Raw genomic sequence first — 17,140 nt, forward strand, 5'->3', positions numbered from 1 at the left:
AATCCTTTCAGCGTCGTTTGGGGGCGGCCGCCGCACCCAGCATCCGGCGGAGCTGCGGCGCTGCCTCCTCTTCCGTGCCGACCGGAAGGACCGGCGTCTCGAGCCGCAGGCCGCCCTTGCGGATCGCTTCCAGCCGTTGCGCATAGGCCTCCGGCACCTGCCAGCCGGCGCCGCGCGGATCGATCGTGGCGGTCTGTGCGCCGTCGGTGGCGCGACCGCGCCAGGGCGCCTCCGGCAAGGCGCGCTCCAGCGGGTCGGAGATCGGAACGGCAATGACGTCATTGTGGCGCGCGATCCGGCCGAGGCTGCGCGCCGCAGCCTCATCGGCGGCCTGGATATCGGCGATCACCACCACCATCGCGTCATGCGTCACCAATTCCTCGGCGCGGCGCAGCGCGGCGTTCAGTGCCGAAGGGCCCGCCGGGCGCGGTGGCGCGGCGGCCAGCGCCTCGGCCCGGCGCGCCACCTCGCCCAGGATGCGCATCACTGCGGCACGGCTGCGATGCGCGCGGAACTCCGTCACGCCGTCATCGCCGAAGACCAACGCACCGAGCCGGTCGCCCGCGCGCAGCCCGCGCCAGCAGCAGAGTGCGGCGACCTCGGCCGCGATCGCCGATTTCGTGGCGTGGACGGAGCCGAAGAACATCGCGGCCGTCAGGTCCACGACCAGCAGCGTCGGGCGGTCGCGCTCCTCGGTGAAGACGCGCGTCTGGGTGTCGCCGGTGCGGGCGCTGGCGCGCCAGTCGATGTGGCGGATGTCGTCGCCCGGCCGGTAGGAGCGGATCTCCTCAAAGGCCAAGCCGCGCCCGCGCACGCGGCTCGCTCGGCGGCCGGAGAGCAGCGAATGCACCGGCTGGCGATTCAGGAAGGAAAAGCCGCGCGCCTCGTGCTGCAGCCGGGCCAGGGCGGAGAGGTCCGGGGCGATCCGCGGATCCATCTCACGCCACCGCGACGAGCGAGACCAGGCGCTCCAGCACCGCATCCGGCGCGACGCGGTCGGCCTGGGCCTCGTAGCTGAGCATGAGGCGGTGACGCAGCACGTCGGGCACGACGGCGCGCACGTTTTCCGGCGTCACATGCTCCTGGCCGGAGAGCCAGGCATGCGCGCGCGCCGCGCGGTCGAGGCCGATGGAGCCGCGCGGGCTGCAGCCCACCTCGATCCAGCGGCCGAGATCCTTGTCCAGCACCGAGGCATGGCGCGTCGCCGTGACCAGCGCGACCACGTAGTCGTCGATCGCATCCGCCACATGCAGCCCGGCCATCTCGGCGCGGGCAGCGAAGACAGCATCCTGCGGGATGGGTGCCGGGCGCGGCGGCGGCGCACCGGCCTGGGCCGCCTGCTCTTCCCCGCGCACGAGCCGCAGCACGGCGCGTTCGTCGGCATCGGGCGGGTAGTCGACCTTCACATGCATCAGGAAGCGGTCGAGCTGCGCCTCGGGCAGTGGATAGGTGCCCTCCTGCTCGATCGGGTTCTGCGTCGCCATCACCATGAAGAGCGGCGGCAGCTTGTGCGTGGTACCGGCGACGGTGACCTGCCGCTCCTCCATCGCCTCCAGCAGCGCGGACTGCACCTTGGCGGGCGCGCGGTTGATCTCGTCCACCAGGATGAGGTTGCCGAAGATCGGCCCCGGGTCGAAGCGGAAGCTCCCGCCGCCTTCCTGGTGGTAGACCTCGCTGCCGACCACGTCGGTCGGCAGCAGGTCGGGCGTGAACTGGATGCGGCGGAAATCCGCATCCAGGCTCTGCGCGAGGCTCTTCGCCGCCCGCGTCTTTGCCACCCCGGGCAGGCCTTCCAGCAGCACGTTGCCATCGGCCAGCAGCGCGATGAGCAGGCGCTCGATCACGCGCTCCTGGCCGATGATGGCCTGGCCCATGCGGGCGCGGAGCTCGGTGAAGGCCGCACGGGCCTCCATGACACCCGCTGTGGCCACCGCTGTGCTCATGGCGACGGGGCAACGCAGTCGTTGCCGCGGCTGGTGAAACCTTCGACGCGGCCACCCGTGACCTCAAAGGTCACGTTGCAGTCGAGCGTCATGACATCCACGCCGCCGCCCCGGCCCCAACCCCAGCCACCTACCGAGCTCGCCTGCACGCGCCGTCGCTCGTACTGGATGAAGCGACGGCCCTCCGGCGTCTGGAAGGTCCTCGCGGGCACGCCGAGCGACGCCACCAGGTCACTCTCGCTGCGGCCGACATAGGCCTGCATGCGCTGGTCGAAGCCCGCGGAGCTGGCGCAGCCCGCGAGCATCAGCAGCGCTATCACGGCCAGTTCGAGATGCGCGCGTCTCATCTGGCGCCGCCCGTGGCGCCACGGGTCAGCATCTCCATGTACTGATCCACGTTGAAGGAGGCCGGCCGCTGTCGCGGCGGGAAGTCGCGGAAGGTGCCGAGGAAGGCGGCCGCCACGGGCTGCGCCGCTCCGATGAGGTAGGCGTTCTGGATGGTCCAGTGGAAGTAGTTGTTGGAATCCGTCATCGCGCGCTCGAAGGGATCCATCTTCATGTCGACAAGGTAGGGGATGCGCATGTGGATGAAGGGCTCCATCCATACCTGGAACTGACGCGCCCGCTGGACGGCGAAATGCACCTTCCATCGGCCGTTGCGCAGCGCGACGAGTTCTCCGTCGTCATCAAAGTAGAAGAACTGGTTGCGAGCCGATTCCGGCGCCTGTCCTGTGAGGTAGGGAAGCTGGTTGAAGCCGTCGAGATGGACCTTGTAGGTCATGCTGCCCGCCTGGTGGCCGGCCAGCAGCTTCTCCTTGATATCGGGCACGCCGGCCGCGGCCAGCAGCGTCGGCATCCAGTCATTGGCCTGGACCATCCCGGTGCAGACTTTGGCCGGCTCGATGTGGCCTGGCCAGCGGATGGCGCAGGGCACGCGGAAAGCGCCCTCCCAATTGGTGTTCTTCTCGCTTTTGTAGGGCGTGATCGCCCCGTCCGGCCATTCGTTGAAATGCGGGCCGTTGTCGGTCGAGTAGACGACGATGGTGTTGTCGGCGATGCCGAGGTCGTCGAGCTTCTTCAGCAGCAGCCCGACATGGTCGTCGTGCTGGATCATGCCATCGGCATAGAAGTTCAGCCCACTCCGGCCTTCGTAGTTCGGCGGGATATGGGTGAAGACGTGCATGCGCGTGGCGTTGTGCCAGATGAAGAACGGCTTGTTCGCCGCGTGCTGCCGGTCGATGAAGTCCATTGTGGCGGCGGTGGTCTCGTCGTCGATGGTCTCCATCCGCTTGCGGTTCAGCGGGCCGGTATCCTCGATGCGGCCGTCGGCGAAGCTGCGGATGACGCCGCGGGGCCCGTAACGGCGGCGGAACTCGGGATCGCGCGGGTAGTCGCGGCGCTCAGGTTCCTCCTCGGCGTTGAGGTGGTAGAGGTTGCCGAAGAACTCGTCGAAGCCGTGCGCGGTCGGCAGGAACTCGTCCTTGTCGCCGAGATGGTTCTTGCCGAACTGGCCGGTGGCGTAGCCGAGCGGCTTCAGCAGCTCGGCGATGGTCGGGTCCTCCTTCTGCAGCCCCACATCGGCCCCGGGAATGCCCACCTTGGTGAGGCCCGTGCGCACCGGCGACTGTCCGGTGATGAAGGCGGCGCGGCCGGCGGTGCAGGACTGCTCGCCGTAATAATCCGTGAAGGTCGCGCCCTCGCGGTGGATGCGGTCGATGTTGGGCGTGCTGTAGCCCATGCCGCCACGGTTGTTGTGACTGATGTTCCACAGGCCGATATCGTCGCCGAAGATCACGAGGATGTTGGGGGGCCGGGCCGTTCCGGCGGTCGGCGTGGCCGGCCTTGGCGCGGCGGGCTGCGGCGTTGCGGGCGCGGGCTGGGCCTGTGCCAGCTGGACGCCGCCGCTGGCGACGCCCGCGGCGCCGCCCAGCAGGATATTCCTTCGATTCAGGAGACCCTCGCCATTCCGGTTCATGGATATCGATCCCTTTTTGTTGTTGCGTGACGAAGGCGGCGCGGAGATCCGCGCCGTCGCTGAGGGCTACTGGTTGGGGGCCTGCTGCATGCGCCGCATCACCTCGTCGAGGTTGAACGAGGCCGGGCGCTGGCGGGGCGGGAATTCCCGGAAGGTCGCAAGGAACTCGCCCGCCAGCGCCTGGGTCGGCACCGCCAGGAAGGCATGCGAGATCAACCAGTCGAAGTAGACGTTTGCGTCAGTATTCGCGCGCTCGTAGGGGTCCATGCGCAGGTCGAAGAGCAGTGGCAGCCGGCGCCGCACGAAGGGCTCGGCCCAGACCTCCAGCCGGTGCGCCCGTTGCTCGAGGAACACCTGCTTCCAGCGGCCGTAGCGGATGGCCACCATCTCGCCGTCGTCATTCCAATAGAAAAAGCTTTTGCGCGGGCTCTCCTGCGTTTGCCCCGTCAGCAGCGGCAGGATGTTGTAGCCGTCGAGATGCACCTTGTAGGTCATGCTGCCGGCCTGGTGGCCGGCCAGCAGCTTCTCCTTGATGTCGGGCACACCAACCGCAGCCATCAGCGTGGGCATCCAGTCGTTGGCGCTGACGATCTCGTTGGTGCGGCTGCCCGGCTGGATATGGCCTGGCCAGCGGATGGCGCAGGGAACGCGATAGGCGCCTTCCCAGTTGGTGTTCTTCTCGCTGCGGAAGGGCGTGATCGCGCCGTCCGGCCAGCCGTTGTAGTGCGGGCCGTTGTCGGTGGAGTAGATCAGGATCGTGTTGTCGGCGATGCCGAGGTCGTCGAGCTTCTTCAGCAGGACACCCACCGTGTCGTCATGCTGCATCATGCCGTCGGCGTAGAAGTTGAGCCCGCTGCGGCCTGCATAGTTCGGCGGGACATGCGTTCGCATGTGCATGCGGGTCGCGTTGTACCAGACGAAGAAGGGCTTGGTGGCCGCGTGCTGGCGGTCGATGAAATCCGTGGCGGCGGCAACGGTCTCGTCGTCGATCGTCTCCATCCGCTTGATGTTGAGCGGCCCGGTGTCCTGGATCCGACCATCGGAAAAGCTGTGGATCACGCCGCGGGGGCCGAAGCGCCGGCGGAACTCGGGATCGCGCGGATAGTCGGGGTTCTCGGGCTCCTCCTCGGCATTGAGGTGGTAGAGGTTGCCGAAGAATTCGTCGAAGCCGTGATTGGTCGGCAGGAACTCGTCCCGGTCGCCGAGATGGTTCTTGCCGAACTGCCCTGTGGCGTAGCCGAGCGGCCTCAGCAGCTCGGCGATGGTCGGGTCCTCCTTCTGCAGACCGAGATCGGCACCCGGTAGGCCCACCTTGGTCATGCCCGTACGCACAGGGCACTGGCCGGTGATGAAGGCGGCGCGGCCGGCGGTGCAGGATTGCTCGCCGTAATAGTCAGAGAAGGTCATGCCTTCGCTGTGGATGCGATCGATGTTGGGCGTGGGGTAACCCATCAGCCCGCGGCTGTTGAAATTGATGTTCGACAGGCCGATGTCGTCGCCGAAGATGACGAGGATGTTGGGCTGCCGTGCGGCACCGGCCGGGGCAGCGGCTGGCGCGGGTGCCGGGCGCGGCGGGGGCACGGCGGCTGGCGGCGCTGGCCTGGGCGCCGTCTGTGCCTGCGCATAGGTGGCACCGCCCACGGCAAGCGACGAAGCCCCCAGCAGCATCGACCGCCTGTTCAGCGGCCCCTCACCCGATCGATCCGTCATGGCTGTTCTCCCTTCATGGAAAGAGCCGATGCCGGCGGCGGGCGCCGGACACAGCGGAAGCCGATGTGGCTCATGCCGCTGTCGATCGGCTGCGCATGGCGCGCAGCCGGGCGGTAGCGGCGGCAATAGCCGGGCGCGCAGAGAAAGCTGCCGCCCTTCACCACCTTGCGCGGAATGGGGGAGATTCCGTCGCAGGAGGTGCGGCGGCGCACATCCTCCCGGGCGCCGCAGCAGGTCTTCGGCGCGGGACCCGCGGACCACCAGTCGGCGGTCCATTCCCAGACGTTGCCGATCATGTCGAAGAGGCCGAAGCCGGTCGGCGGAAAGGCGCCGACGGGCGAGGTGCCGGCGAAGCCGTCCTCCTCCGTGTTCCGGCACGGGAAGACACCCTGCCAGGTGTTCGCCCTTTGCCGGCCCTGAGGCGCGAACTCCCCGCCCCAGGCGAATTCCGCGCCCTCGAGCCCGCCGCGTGCGGCGAATTCCCACTCGGCCTCGGTCGGCAGCGCGCGGCCGGCCCAGGCGGCATAGGCCTCGGCATCGGCAAGCGCGATCTGCACGACCGGATGATCCTCACGCCCCTCGATGGAGCTGCCGGGGCCCTCCGGCCGGTGCCAGCAGGCGCCGCGGGTCCAATGCCACCACTGGTGCATGTCGCGCGTGTCGACCGGGCCATCGGTGGGGCGGAAGACCAGGGAACCGGGCACGAGCGCCTCGGGCGAGGTGCCGGGGTAGTCGGCGGGATCGAGCGGGCGCTCGGCGATGGTCACGTAATCGGTCCGCGCGACGAAATCGGCGAAGGCGCGGTTGGTGACGGGGGCGGCGTCGATCCAGAAGCCCTCGACCTCCACGCGACGGGCAGGCGCCTCCTCTGGATAATGGCGGTCGGAGCCCATGGTGAAGGAGCCAGCCGGAATCCAGCGCTGGCCGAAGGGGGTCGCGGTCTCGTCCTGCGGGTCGGGCCAGACGGTGAGGCTCATCCTGCTTCTCCCCTGCCGCGCAAACCGGAAAAGTGCGGGCGGCGCGACGCTAGCGATGCCCCCGGCCCACGCGGCATCGGGCAAACAGCCGAGGGAGCGCGGGTTTTTTGAGGGGCTGGAGGCTTTGCCCAGCGAGGCCCGGACCATCAGCCGCGCGGCGACGGGACCGCGACCCAAAGCACGTTGCCGCCGATCATCACCGGCTGCAGCCAGTCGGCGCCGCAATGATCGAACTGGATGGGACCGATCTGCTCGGAGGAGCAGTCGGGCGGTGGTTCGGCGAGGTGCGAGCCGAGCGCGAAGCGCGCGCCGGGCGGAACCGGCCCGACGGCAGACGCGGGCGCGGGCGGCGGTGCCGGCGCGGGCGTTGTCGGCGCCGCCGGAGGCCCAGATCCTCCGGTCGAGGCAGATTGCCGGGCCTGCCGGGCCGCGGCTTCGGACCGGGCGGCCGCGCGGTTGGCAGCATCGGCAGCGGATTGTGCCGAGGCGGCGTCCGTCGCTGTAGAGGGCGATCCGGCCGGCGGCGGCGTCTCGTAGATCACCGTGGTCTGAGGCGGCGGCGGTACCGGGGTCGCCATGGCGCCGGCGACGAGGCCGGCCGTCGCACCGACCGCGATGCCGCCGACGATCGCCGCGCCCACATCCCATCCCGACGACCCGACATAGGCCGGGTAAGGCACGGCGACGGGCACGGGTCGCGCCCAGCCGCCGGGCGGCGGTGGGGGTGGCGGCCGGCCGCCCTGGGCCGGGCGGACATTGCCGCTGTTCCGGACGTTCGCGTTGTTGATCGTGACCTGGTTGCCGCCGTGAATCTCATTCCGCTGGGCCATGTTCGCGTTGCGGGCTTCGGGCCTCTGGACCCCTTGTCCGCCGCCACCGGGGCGATGCGCCTGGCCCCCGGCAGGCCGTTGGATGCCCTGCCCACCGCCACCGGGTCGCTGGAAGTTGCCGCCGGCCGGACGCTGGAAACCGCCTCCACCCTCCGGCCGGTGAAGGCCGCCGCCCTGAAAGCCGCCGCCACCGCGGAACCCGCCCCCGTGGAAGCCCCCGCCGCCACCGAGATGCGCCTCGGCCAGCGAAGGCAGCGCCACCAGGCTGACGGCGAACAGTAGGCGGGATCGGAAGTCGTTCGAACGGCTCATGGCCCATCGGTCTCCGTGCGCGTCGCGAGCGGCAGGCGGCGGACATTGGGGGGTGGGACGAAGGTGAAGAGGCGGTCCTCGATCTGCGGCCCGAGGCGCCAGTCGTTGAAGCGCAGCAGCGTGCGGTAGCCGCCGCGCCGGATGACGGCCAGCAGCGGCAGCGCCTGCTCCGACTGCTCCACCCAGAGCTCCCAGGACACCTCGCCGCTCTGCAGAATGAGGTGTTCCGCCGGCCGGCCGGAGATGGTGAAGGAGGGTTCCACCTCACCGATCGTGCCCGGCGCCAGCCGCGAATGGGGATCGGCGACCAGCAAGTTGCCGGCCTCCAGCGGCACGCCCAGCCGGTCCGAGAGGAGGGTCAGCGCGCCATCGATGGTGGGGGGCGCTGCGGCCTGGGCATAGGCGTTGTCCAGCGGCGCGTGGATCGTGACCTGCCTGCCATCGTAATAGATGTCGGCCACCACCGCGTCGCCGCGGATATCGGCGCGCAGGCGGTTCGGGCGACGGAGCGCGATGCCGACATCGGACAGCAGCGTGACCGTGCGGCCATCCTCCATGCGCACCTCGCGCAGCACGCCGAGATCGACGGCGAGGCTGGGCGCGCGGGCCAGCGTGTCGGAGAGGCGGCGCAGCAGCGCATCCGCTTCGGGGCGAAGGGTGTCAGGCGCGGCCGAGGCCGGAGCTGCGGCCAGGGCGGAAAGCAGCAGGCCGAGACCGCGGCGCGAGATGTCCATCTCAGCGCGCCCTCGAGCCCGGTAAGGTGTATCCCGCGATTTCCATTGGACTGCCTCCCTCGGCGACGAGGCGAGCCTAGGGCCTCCGCCTGGCGGATGAGGATCAGCCCAACACCTGAGGAGGCAGGGGGAATTCCTGGCCGGGCGTGATCGAAGTCAGCGCCCTGGAGAACAGGTCCCGCGCCTAGACGATCTCCGAATAGGACAGGGGCGCCACGCCCTGCAGCGCGGCCGCGATGGAATGGAGCGCGTGGCGCAGCGCCTCCCGCGTGGGCGCGGCGCCGAGAGCCAGCCGCACCGCCTCCGGCGCCGGGGCCGGCCCCACGGAGAAGGCGTCGCTCGGCACCACGGCGAGGCCCCGCTCCCGGCGCAGATGGGCGATGAAGTCGCGCCGATCCCAGGGCGCCGGCAGGCGGAGCCAGAGATGCAGCCCCTCCGGATGCGCCTGGACCAGCGACGCCGGCAGGATTCCGCGCGCCAGGCTTTGCCGCGCCGTGGCCTCGGCACGGATGCTGCCGAGGATGGCGCCGGACGTCCCGTCCTCATGCCAGCTGGTCACGAGGCCGGTGAGCAGCGGCGAGGCCATCAGGACATTCGCGCGCAGCGCCGTCGCGATCCGGCCCGCCATCGCGACGTCCGGTGCCGTCACATAGGCCAACCGCAAGGCGGGCGAGAGCACCTTGGAAAGCGTCGCGATGTGGAGGGCCCGCTCGGGCACGAAATGCGCGAGCGCGGGGATCGGGTCGGTCGGCAGCAGACCATAGGCATCGTCCTCGATGAGCATGAGCCCCTGCTCGCGAAGGATCGAGGCGATCGCCTGCCGGCGCTCCACCGGCATGGTGATCGCGGCGGGGTTGTGCATCGTGGGCACGCAGTAGAGCGCCTTGGGCCGGTGGTCGCGGCAGGCGGCGGCCAGCGCCTCGGGGTCCAAGCCATGCTCGTCGGAGGGAAGTCCCAGCAGCCGCAGCCCGCGCTGCCCTGCCGCGCTGCGCAGGCCCGGATAGGTGAGTTGGTCGGCGAGGATGAGCTCGCCCGGCTCCGCCAGCAGCCCGAGCGTGGCCAGCAAGGCCGGCTGGGCGCCCGGGGAGAGCACGAGGCGCGCCGGATCGACCTCCCCCAGGCTCGGCCGGACCCAGGCGGCGCCCGCGGCGCGCTCCTCCAGCGTGCCGGCCCCACTGCGATAGGTAAGCAGCGTCGAGGGATCCGCCTGGCCGATGACACGGGCGAAGTCGCGCTGGAGCCGCCCCCGGAGATCGGCCGGCACGGGCGGAAGGTTCATCGCGAGATCGACGGGCCCGGCCTCCTGCGGCCGGGAAAGCGGCGCCGCGGACCGGACGAAGGTTCCCCGGCCGACCGTTGCCTCGAGGAGGCCGCGGCGCCGCGCCTCGGCATAGGCGCGCGTAATGGTCGTGAGGTCGACCCCCAGCGCCTCGGCCAGCGCGCGATGGGTGGGCAGGCGGTCGCCGGGACGGAGCGCGCCCTCGGCGATGGCGGCGGCCATGGCGTCGACGACCGCGAGGTAGATGGGGCCGCCCCTTCCGGCGATGTCGGGCATCCATACGGACATCTTGCGTATCTGCCTTACAATCCATATAATATGGAACATACAGTGTGATTGTATGTAGAACAACTCACATTGTATGGCAATACGGAGAAGAGCGATGAGCGGAAATTCTCAGATCTGGCTCGGCATGAAGCGTGGTCTCGCCTTGCGTTGCCCGCATTGCGGCAAGGGCCATCTGTTCCGCGGCTTCCTGAAGGTGCGCGAGACCTGCGAGGTCTGCGGACACGACAATTCCATCTATCCCGCCGACGATGCCCCTCCCTATTTGACGCTCATGGTGGTGGGGCACGTGGTCGTGCCGCTGGTCTTCTGGTCGGACCGTGTCTGGGAGCCCCCGATGTGGGTCCAGTTCGCGATCTGGCTGCCCTTGATCACCGCCATCACCGTCGCGACGCTGCCCTACATGAAGGGCGCCGTGATCGGCATCGCCTGGGCGACCGGCGTCACCCGCGGCAGCGTGGCGGGGCCGCTGAGCCGGCCCGAAGAGGCCGCTCCTCCCCGCGCCGAACGCCCATAGGCTTCAGCGCGCCGGCTGGCCCTCCCCGGGACCGACCGGCACTTCCGGCGATGGCGAAGCGAGCCATTGCCGCTTCGTGGCGGCCAGCAGCCTGTCGGACAGCTCCGGGTCGTCCACCGCGCGGGCCAGCAGCAGGGCGCCGACCAGGGACGCCGCCGCGGCCAGCCTCTCCTCCTCCGTCGTCTCGGCTTCCCCCCGGTGCGAAGCCAGCTTCGTGCCGACAGAATCCAGGAAGCCCCGCACCCCACCCGTGAAGCTGCTTCGCACGGCCGACGCCCCCCGGGGCATGTCGGCGCAGAGCGCGGCGATGCCGCAGCCCTGGCCAATGGCATCCCGGTGCCGCGGCGACAGGTAGTGGTCCAGGAAGGCGGCGAAGTCCTTCCCCTCATGCGTCTCGCGGCTGCGGCGGAAGGTGGCGGCCAGCGCCTCGACCGCGAGCTGCTCCTTCGAGCCGAACTGGCTGTAGAGGCTGCCATGGGTCAGACCCGCGGCCTCGGCCAGGGCGTCCACGCCGGTCCCCGCAATGCCGCGCTCCCGGAAAAGCCGCCCGGCTTCCGACAGGATGCGCGCGCGGTTCTCCGCCGCCTTCTCCTTCGACACCCTCATTTCCGTTCCTTTCTTCGGCCTTGACAATTTTCATAACGCTCGCAATCAATAAAGTAATTCATAGCGGTCGCCATCAATATATGACCGGGAGGTCATCATGGTTGAAGATGCCATCGTCGTCGCCAGCGCGGTTCGCACCCCGCTCGGCCGTTTCCAGGGCGGGCTGACACATGTCCGTGCCCCGGAGCTCGGCGCGGCCGCCATCCGCGCCGCCGTCGAACGTGCCGGGCTTTCGCCGGACGCCGTCGACGAGGTGCTGATGGGATGCGTGCTGCCCGCCGGCCTCCGCCAGGCCCCTGCCCGCCAGGCGGCGCGCGCCGCCGGCCTGCCCGACGGCACCGGCGCCACCACCGTCAACAAGGTCTGCGGCTCGGGCATGAAGGCGGTCATGCTCGGCCACGACCTGCTGCGGTCCGGCTCGGCCGGGATCGTCGTGGCGGGCGGCATGGAGAGCATGTCCGGCGCGCCCTACCTGCTCGACAAGGCGCGCGGCGGCTATCGCGCCGGCCATGCCACGATCTACGACCACATGGTCCTCGACGGGCTGGAGGACGCCTATGACACCGGGCGCTCCATGGGCAGCTACGGCGAGGCGACGGCCGAGCGCTACCAGTTCTCCCGCGCGCAGCAGGACGCCTATGCCATCGAGACGCTGCGCCGCGCCAAGGAGGCGGTGACCGGCGGCGCCTTCGCGAGCCAGGTCGTCCCCGTGGGCGAGGTCGCGCTGGACGAGATACCGCTGAAGCTCTCGCCCGAGCGCATCCCGACGCTGAAGCCCGCCTTCGCGAAGGACGGCACCCTCACCGCCGCGAGCAGCAGCGCCAATGCCGACGGTGCGGCGGCGCTGGTCCTGACCACGCGCTCGCAGGCGGAAAAGCTAGGCCTGCCCGTGCTTGCCACCCTCCTTGGCCATGCGACGCACAGCCAGGCGCCGGAATGGTTCACCACCGCGCCCGCTCCCGCCATCCGCAAGCTTCTGGACCGGGTGGGCTGGGAAACCGGCGAGGTGGACCTTTTCGAGATCAACGAGGCCTTCGCCGTCGTCACCATGGCCGCGATGCACGACCTCGGCCTGCCGCACGAGAAGGTGAACGTCCATGGCGGTGCCTGCGCGCTGGGCCATCCGATCGGCGCGACGGGCGCGCGCCTCATCGTGACCCTGCTGCACGCGCTGCAGGAGCGCGGGGCCCGAAAGGGCGTGGCGGCGCTTTGCATCGGCGGCGGCGAGGCCACGGCCGTCGCCCTGGAGGTGGTGAACTGACATGCGCATCCTGATTCTCGGCGCCGGCGCGATCGGCGGCTATTACGGCCTGCAGCTGGCAAAGGCCGGTGCGGACGTGACCTTCCTCGTGCGCCCGAAGCGCGCCGAGATCCTCGCGCGCGAAGGGCTCGTGGTGCACAGTCGCGGCGAGGTGCTGCAGCACGAGGCCAGGACCGTCCTGGCCGGCGAATTGCGCGAGCCCTACGATCTCGTCTTCCTGACCTGCAAGGCCTTCGACCTCGACAGCGCGATCGAGGCCATCGCCCCCGCCATCGGCGAGAGCACCGCTCTCCTCCCGATCCTCAACGGCATGGCGCATTTCGATGTGCTGGATGCGCGTTTCGGCGCGGAACGGGTGCTGGGCGGCGTCTGCTACATCGCGACCATGCTCGCCGCCGACGGCGGCATTCGCCATACGAGCCCCTCCGACACCATCCTCTTCGGCCGCCGCGACGGCGCGCCCTCGCCCCAGTCCACGCAACTGGCCGAGGCCTTCGCGCGGACCAAGGTGAATGCCACCGCCACGCCCGAGATCGTGCCGGCACTCTGGGAGAAATGGGCGATGATCGCGGCCGGCGCGGGCCTCACCTCCCTCATGCGCGGGACGGTCGGCGAGATCATGACGACCTCCACCGGGCCCGCCACCACCGAGGGCATCATGGCGGAAACCCTGGCCATCGTGAGCGCCCTGGGCCATCCCCCGCGCCAGCCGGCCCGCGACCAGATGCGCAAGCAGCTCACCGATCCGGCCTCACGCTGGGCCGCCTCGATGATGCGCGACATCGAGCAGAATGCGCCCAGGCTCGAGGTGGATCACATCATCGGTGACCTGCTGCGCCGCGGCGCCGAGGCGGGCGTCCAGGCGCCCATCCTCGCGGCCGCCAACGCCCATCTCCAGCTCTACAACGCCCGCCGCGCCGGCTAGCCGGCGACGTCTCAGGCGCGAAGCGCCACCGGCGGGGGACGCCCCCCCGCCAGGTCGGCTAGGCGACGGCAGGCCTCCTCCAGCTCGGATAGGCCGAAATCGCCGCCCAGGCAGACCCGGACGGCACCGGGCTGCCCGCCCCGCCCAACGTTGAAGGCGCCGGATTCCGCGAGGCGGATGCCGATCACCGAAGACGCCGCAACGAAGGTATCCGGCGTCCATGCGTCGGGCAGCGGCACCCAGGCGTGCCAGCTCCTCGGATGGAGGGCGGCGCCAAAGCGGCCGAAATGCCGGTCGGCCATGGCGGCGCGGCGCGCGCATTCCTCGCGCTGCAGCCCGACGATCCGGTCGATAGAGCCGCTGGAGATCAGCTCCGTCGCCACCGCCGGGATCAGCGGCGTGGTCATGCCGACGGACATCCGGATGCCCGCCGCCAGGCGCTCGAGCAGCTCCTTCGGACCCGCCACATAGGCCACCTTGGCGCCCGGGCCGACGACCTTGCTGAGGCTGGAGACGAAGAGCGTGCGCTCCGGCGCCAGGCTGCGGATGGAGGGCAGCCGATCCTCCAGCAAGGGACCGTAGAGGTCGCTCTCGACGATCACCGCGTCGCAGGCGCGCGCCGCGCGAACCAGGGCCTGCCGGCCGGCCAGATCCATGGTGGCATTGGTGGGGTTGGCGAGGTTGGGCGTCACGACGAGCATGCGCAGGTCCTGGCCACGGACGAAGTCCTCCAGCCTGTCCGTGTCCAGCTGCCAGCCGGTGGCGGGCAGCGGCAGCAGCCGCCGATCGGACAGGGCGGCCACCATGCGGAAGCTGGGATCGGTCAGCGCCTCCGTGCCGATGGCCTCGCCCGGGCGGGTCAGCGAGGCGATGACGACGAGCAGCGCGTGCTGGCTGCCGCCGCAGACCGCGACCTCGGCGGCCTCCGCCACCTCGCCCACCCGTCGCAGCCAGGCGGCGCCGGCGGCACGATCCTCGTCCGTGCCCAGGGCCGGAACCGCCGAAAAGGCGCCGAATCCGCCGAGTCGCGAGACGGCGCGCCGCATCGCTTCCGCCAGCCCGGCATCGTCCGGGGCGATCGGGATGAGGTGCGAGGAGAGATCGCGGACCGTGCCAGGCTTCCGCCGCTTCTGCACGGCCGACGTTCCCAGGGCGGTGACGAAGGTCCCGCGGCCGGGGACCGCCTGCAGCAGTCCCAGCCGCTGCGCTTCCGCGTAGCCCTTGGTCACGGTGGCCAGCGAAACGCCGGTCCGGTCGGCGACCTCTCGATGGGTGGGCAGCCGGTCGCCGTCGCGGAGCGTGCCGTCGCGCAGGGCCGCGGCAATGGCGTCGCTGATGTCGAGATACCGCGCGCGGCGGCCGGAGAAGGTGATGTCGAACATAATGTCATAGGACAATATAGTGAATTGACTCACTTGTCATGCCTATTCTAGCTTCCGCCGCGTTATTCATGGGGTTCCGATGATCGCTCTGACCGGACTGAAGAAGTCAGTTGTCGCAATGGCGCATCTGCCGCCGCTTCCGGGTTCGCCGCTCTACGACCGCGCGGGCGGCATGGCGCGCATCCAGGATCTGATCTGCCGCGACATCGAGGCGCTGCAGGAAGGCGGCGTCGACGCCATCATGTTCGGCAACGAGGGCGACCGCCCCTATCTGCTGAAGTCCACGCCCGAGAGCCTCGCCGCGATGGCCGTCTGCGTCGCGCAGATCCTGCCGACGCTGCGCGTGCCCTTCGGCGTGAACTACCTGTGGGATCCGGTGGCCACCGTCGCCCTCGCCCATGCGACCGGCGCGCGCTTCGCCCGCGAGGTCTTCACCGGCGTCTACGACAGCGACATGGGCCTCTGGCAGCCGGACGCCGCCGCGGCCCTGCGGCTGCGGGCCAATCTCGGCTCCGAGACCAAGCTGCTCTTCAACATCAATGCGGAGTTCGCGGCCCCGCTCGGCCAGCGCGACACCACGGCGAAGGCGCGCAGCGTCGTCTTCTCGTCCCTCGCCGACGCCATCTGCGTCTCCGGCCCGATGACGGGCGAGACGGGTGACGTCAGCACCCTCGCCGCCGTGAAGCGCGCCGTGGGCGATGTGCCGGTCTTCGCCAATACCGGCGTGAACCGCGACAACATCACCGACATCTTCCGCCATGCCGACGGCGTGGTGGTCGGCACGCACCTGAAGCGTGACGGCGTCACCTGGAACGCCGTGGATCCGGAGCGCGTCAAGCGCTTCATGGACGTCGTCGCCGGGCTGCGCTGATCCATGGCGGCGCTCCTCGGCATCGATATCGGGACAACCTCGACGATCGCTGTACTGGTGCGCCCCGACGGCACGAAGCTGGCGGAACGCAGCTTCCCGGTGCGGCTCCACTCCCCGCACCCCGGCTGGTCCGAGGAAGAGCCCGAGCAGTGGTGGGCCAATGCCCGCCAGGCCTGCCGCGAACTTTCCGCCGTGGCCCGGCAGGAGGGCGAGGAGCTCCTCGCCCTCGGCGTCTCGGGAATGGCGCCGGCGCTCGTGGCGCTGGACGCCGCCGGCACGCCGATCCGCCGCAGCATTCAGCAGAGCGATGGCCGCGCGGCCGTGGAGGTCGAGGCCATGAAGGCCTCGGTCAGCGCCGATTTCCACAGCCGCTCGGGCTGCGCCGTCTCGCAGCAGCTGCTCGCGCCGAAGCTGCGCTGGCTGGAGCGGCAAGAGCCGGAGAATTTCGCCCGCATCGCCACCGTGATGGGCTCCTACGACTACATCGCCCATCTCCTGACCGGCGAGCGCGTGGTGGAGGAGAACTGGGCCCTCGAGGCCGGCTTTCTCGACCTCGCCACCCGCCAGGTCGCCCCGGACCTCGTCGCGCTGGGCGGCATCGGCGCCTCCGCCGTGCCCCCGGTCCGTGCGGCGAGCCAGATTGCGGGCCGCATCAGCGAGGAGGCCGCGCGCGAGACGGGGCTGCCCGCCGGCCTGCCGGTCATCGGCGGCATCGCGGACCATGTCTCGGCCGCGCTGATGGCGGGCGTGACGGCGCCGGGCCAGGTGCTCATCAAGTTCGGCGGCGCGGGCGACATCCTGGCCGCGAGCACGACGCCGGTCCTGGATTCCCGCCTCTTCCTCGACATTCATCCGGTGCCCGGGCTCTTCATGCCCAACGGCTGCATGGCGACCTCGGGCACAGCGCTGGACTGGTTCGCCCGCGAATTCGCGCGCGATCTGGGCCAGGGCGGGCATGCCGCCCATGCGGCGCTGGACGAGGCGGCCGCCGCCCTCCCCGCCGCCGATGCGCCCGTCATGCTGCCCTATCTGCTCGGCGAGAAGACGCCGCTGAACGACCCGCGGGCGCGCGGCGTGATCTTCGGGCTCGAGCTCGGCCACACGCGCGCGCATCTCTGGCGTGCCCTGCTGGAAGCCGTCGCCTTCGGCTTCCGCCACCACCTGGACGTCTTCGCCGAGCTCGCCCTGCCGGCGGATCGCCTCATCGCCTCGGACGGCGGTACGCGCAGCGCCGTCTGGATGCAGATCACCGCCGACATCCTGCAGAAGCCGGTGGAGATCGTGGCCGGCCATGCCGGCTCCGCCCTCGGCGCCGCCTATGTGTCCGGCGTGGCCGTCGGCGCGATCCCGGGCTGGGGCGAGACGCATCGCTTCGTCCGCAGCGGCGGGACCGTGCGCCCCAACCCCTCTGCGGCGGCCGCGCATGACCGCGCCTACCGCACCTATCGCGAGCTCTACGACCGGCTCGCACCGGTCTTCACGCCCCAGACGCCCACGACCACGGCCCCGTAGCGAAACCGGCCAGCTGAAGCC

Annotated in this window: 16 protein-coding genes; 5 read left to right on the forward strand and 11 right to left on the reverse strand. The window is 70.4% G+C overall.

From position 1 onward, the window contains the following. Positions 1-7: 7 nt before the first annotated feature. From KHU32_RS13000 to KHU32_RS13040, 9 genes are all read right to left on the reverse strand, one after another. Positions 8-937, reverse strand: a complete 930-nt coding sequence (locus tag KHU32_RS13000; RefSeq protein ID WP_213670507.1) for a DUF58 domain-containing protein — start codon at positions 935-937, stop codon at positions 8-10. A gap of 1 nt (position 938) precedes the next feature. Continuing rightward, positions 939-1,931: an AAA family ATPase gene (locus tag KHU32_RS13005; protein ID WP_456315944.1), complete on the reverse strand. Its 993-nt coding sequence runs from the start codon at positions 1,929-1,931 to the stop codon at positions 939-941. 8 nt (positions 1,932-1,939) lie between these two features. Continuing rightward, on the reverse strand, positions 1,940-2,290 hold the full coding sequence (locus KHU32_RS13010; protein ID WP_213670508.1) for a hypothetical protein: 351 nt from the start codon (positions 2,288-2,290) through the stop codon (positions 1,940-1,942). Continuing rightward, positions 2,287-3,918: an arylsulfatase gene (locus KHU32_RS13015; protein ID WP_213670509.1), complete on the reverse strand. Its 1,632-nt coding sequence runs from the start codon at positions 3,916-3,918 to the stop codon at positions 2,287-2,289. Before KHU32_RS13015 ends, KHU32_RS13010 begins: the two co-directional genes overlap by 4 nt. A gap of 66 nt (positions 3,919-3,984) precedes the next feature. Continuing rightward, the gene (locus KHU32_RS13020; RefSeq protein ID WP_213670510.1) at positions 3,985-5,628 is read right to left on the reverse strand and encodes an arylsulfatase; all 1,644 of its coding nucleotides are present in this window, start codon (positions 5,626-5,628) and stop codon (positions 3,985-3,987) included. Then, entirely contained in the window at positions 5,625-6,605 is a 981-nt protein-coding gene (locus KHU32_RS13025) for a formylglycine-generating enzyme family protein (protein ID WP_213670511.1), read from the reverse strand. The genes KHU32_RS13020 and KHU32_RS13025 overlap by 4 nt, the downstream gene beginning before the upstream one ends. A 146-nt stretch (positions 6,606-6,751) precedes the next feature. Then, the gene (locus tag KHU32_RS13030; protein ID WP_213670512.1) at positions 6,752-7,747 is read right to left on the reverse strand and encodes a hypothetical protein; all 996 of its coding nucleotides are present in this window, start codon (positions 7,745-7,747) and stop codon (positions 6,752-6,754) included. Then, entirely contained in the window at positions 7,744-8,481 is a 738-nt protein-coding gene (locus KHU32_RS13035; RefSeq protein ID WP_213670513.1) for a DUF2092 domain-containing protein, read from the reverse strand. The genes KHU32_RS13030 and KHU32_RS13035 overlap by 4 nt, the downstream gene beginning before the upstream one ends. Before the next feature lie 184 nt (positions 8,482-8,665). Continuing rightward, entirely contained in the window at positions 8,666-10,036 is a 1,371-nt protein-coding gene (locus KHU32_RS13040; RefSeq protein ID WP_249681010.1) for an aminotransferase-like domain-containing protein, read from the reverse strand. Positions 10,037-10,142: 106 nt separating this feature from the next. Between KHU32_RS13040 and KHU32_RS13045 the strand changes: the two genes are divergently transcribed. Then, positions 10,143-10,562, forward strand: a complete 420-nt coding sequence (locus KHU32_RS13045; protein ID WP_213670515.1) for a DUF983 domain-containing protein — start codon at positions 10,143-10,145, stop codon at positions 10,560-10,562. Between the two features lie 3 nt (positions 10,563-10,565). Here the strand turns inward: KHU32_RS13045 and KHU32_RS13050 are convergent, their stop codons facing one another. Further along, positions 10,566-11,168, reverse strand: a complete 603-nt coding sequence (locus KHU32_RS13050) for a TetR/AcrR family transcriptional regulator (protein WP_213670516.1) — start codon at positions 11,166-11,168, stop codon at positions 10,566-10,568. Between the two features lie 97 nt (positions 11,169-11,265). On the opposite strand from KHU32_RS13050, the gene KHU32_RS13055 reads away from it, so the two are divergent. Both KHU32_RS13055 and KHU32_RS13060 read left to right on the forward strand, forming a co-directional pair. After that, positions 11,266-12,429 carry an acetyl-CoA C-acyltransferase gene (locus tag KHU32_RS13055; protein WP_249681012.1) on the forward strand — a complete coding sequence of 388 codons (1,164 nt, stop codon included), beginning with the start codon at positions 11,266-11,268 and terminating at the stop codon, positions 12,427-12,429. Between the two features lies 1 nt (position 12,430). Further along, complete coding sequence (locus tag KHU32_RS13060; RefSeq protein WP_213670517.1) at positions 12,431-13,354, forward strand: ketopantoate reductase family protein; 924 nt, start codon at positions 12,431-12,433, stop codon at positions 13,352-13,354. Between the two features lie 11 nt (positions 13,355-13,365). Here KHU32_RS13060 and KHU32_RS13065 read toward each other — a convergent pair whose 3' ends face one another. Next, positions 13,366-14,751, reverse strand: a complete 1,386-nt coding sequence (locus tag KHU32_RS13065) for an aminotransferase-like domain-containing protein (protein WP_213670518.1) — start codon at positions 14,749-14,751, stop codon at positions 13,366-13,368. A 64-nt stretch (positions 14,752-14,815) separates the two neighbouring features. On the opposite strand from KHU32_RS13065, the gene KHU32_RS13070 reads away from it, so the two are divergent. Beyond that, entirely contained in the window at positions 14,816-15,607 is a 792-nt protein-coding gene (locus tag KHU32_RS13070; protein ID WP_213670519.1) for a BtpA/SgcQ family protein, read from the forward strand. Positions 15,608-15,610: 3 nt separating this feature from the next. Next, a complete protein-coding gene (locus KHU32_RS13075) occupies positions 15,611-17,119 on the forward strand; it encodes an FGGY-family carbohydrate kinase (RefSeq protein WP_213670520.1) in 1,509 nt (502 codons plus the stop codon). Positions 17,120-17,140 lie beyond the last annotated feature (21 nt).

Source organism: Roseococcus pinisoli (genome assembly GCF_018413645.1).
Classification (GTDB): domain Bacteria; phylum Pseudomonadota; class Alphaproteobacteria; order Acetobacterales; family Acetobacteraceae; genus Roseococcus; species Roseococcus pinisoli.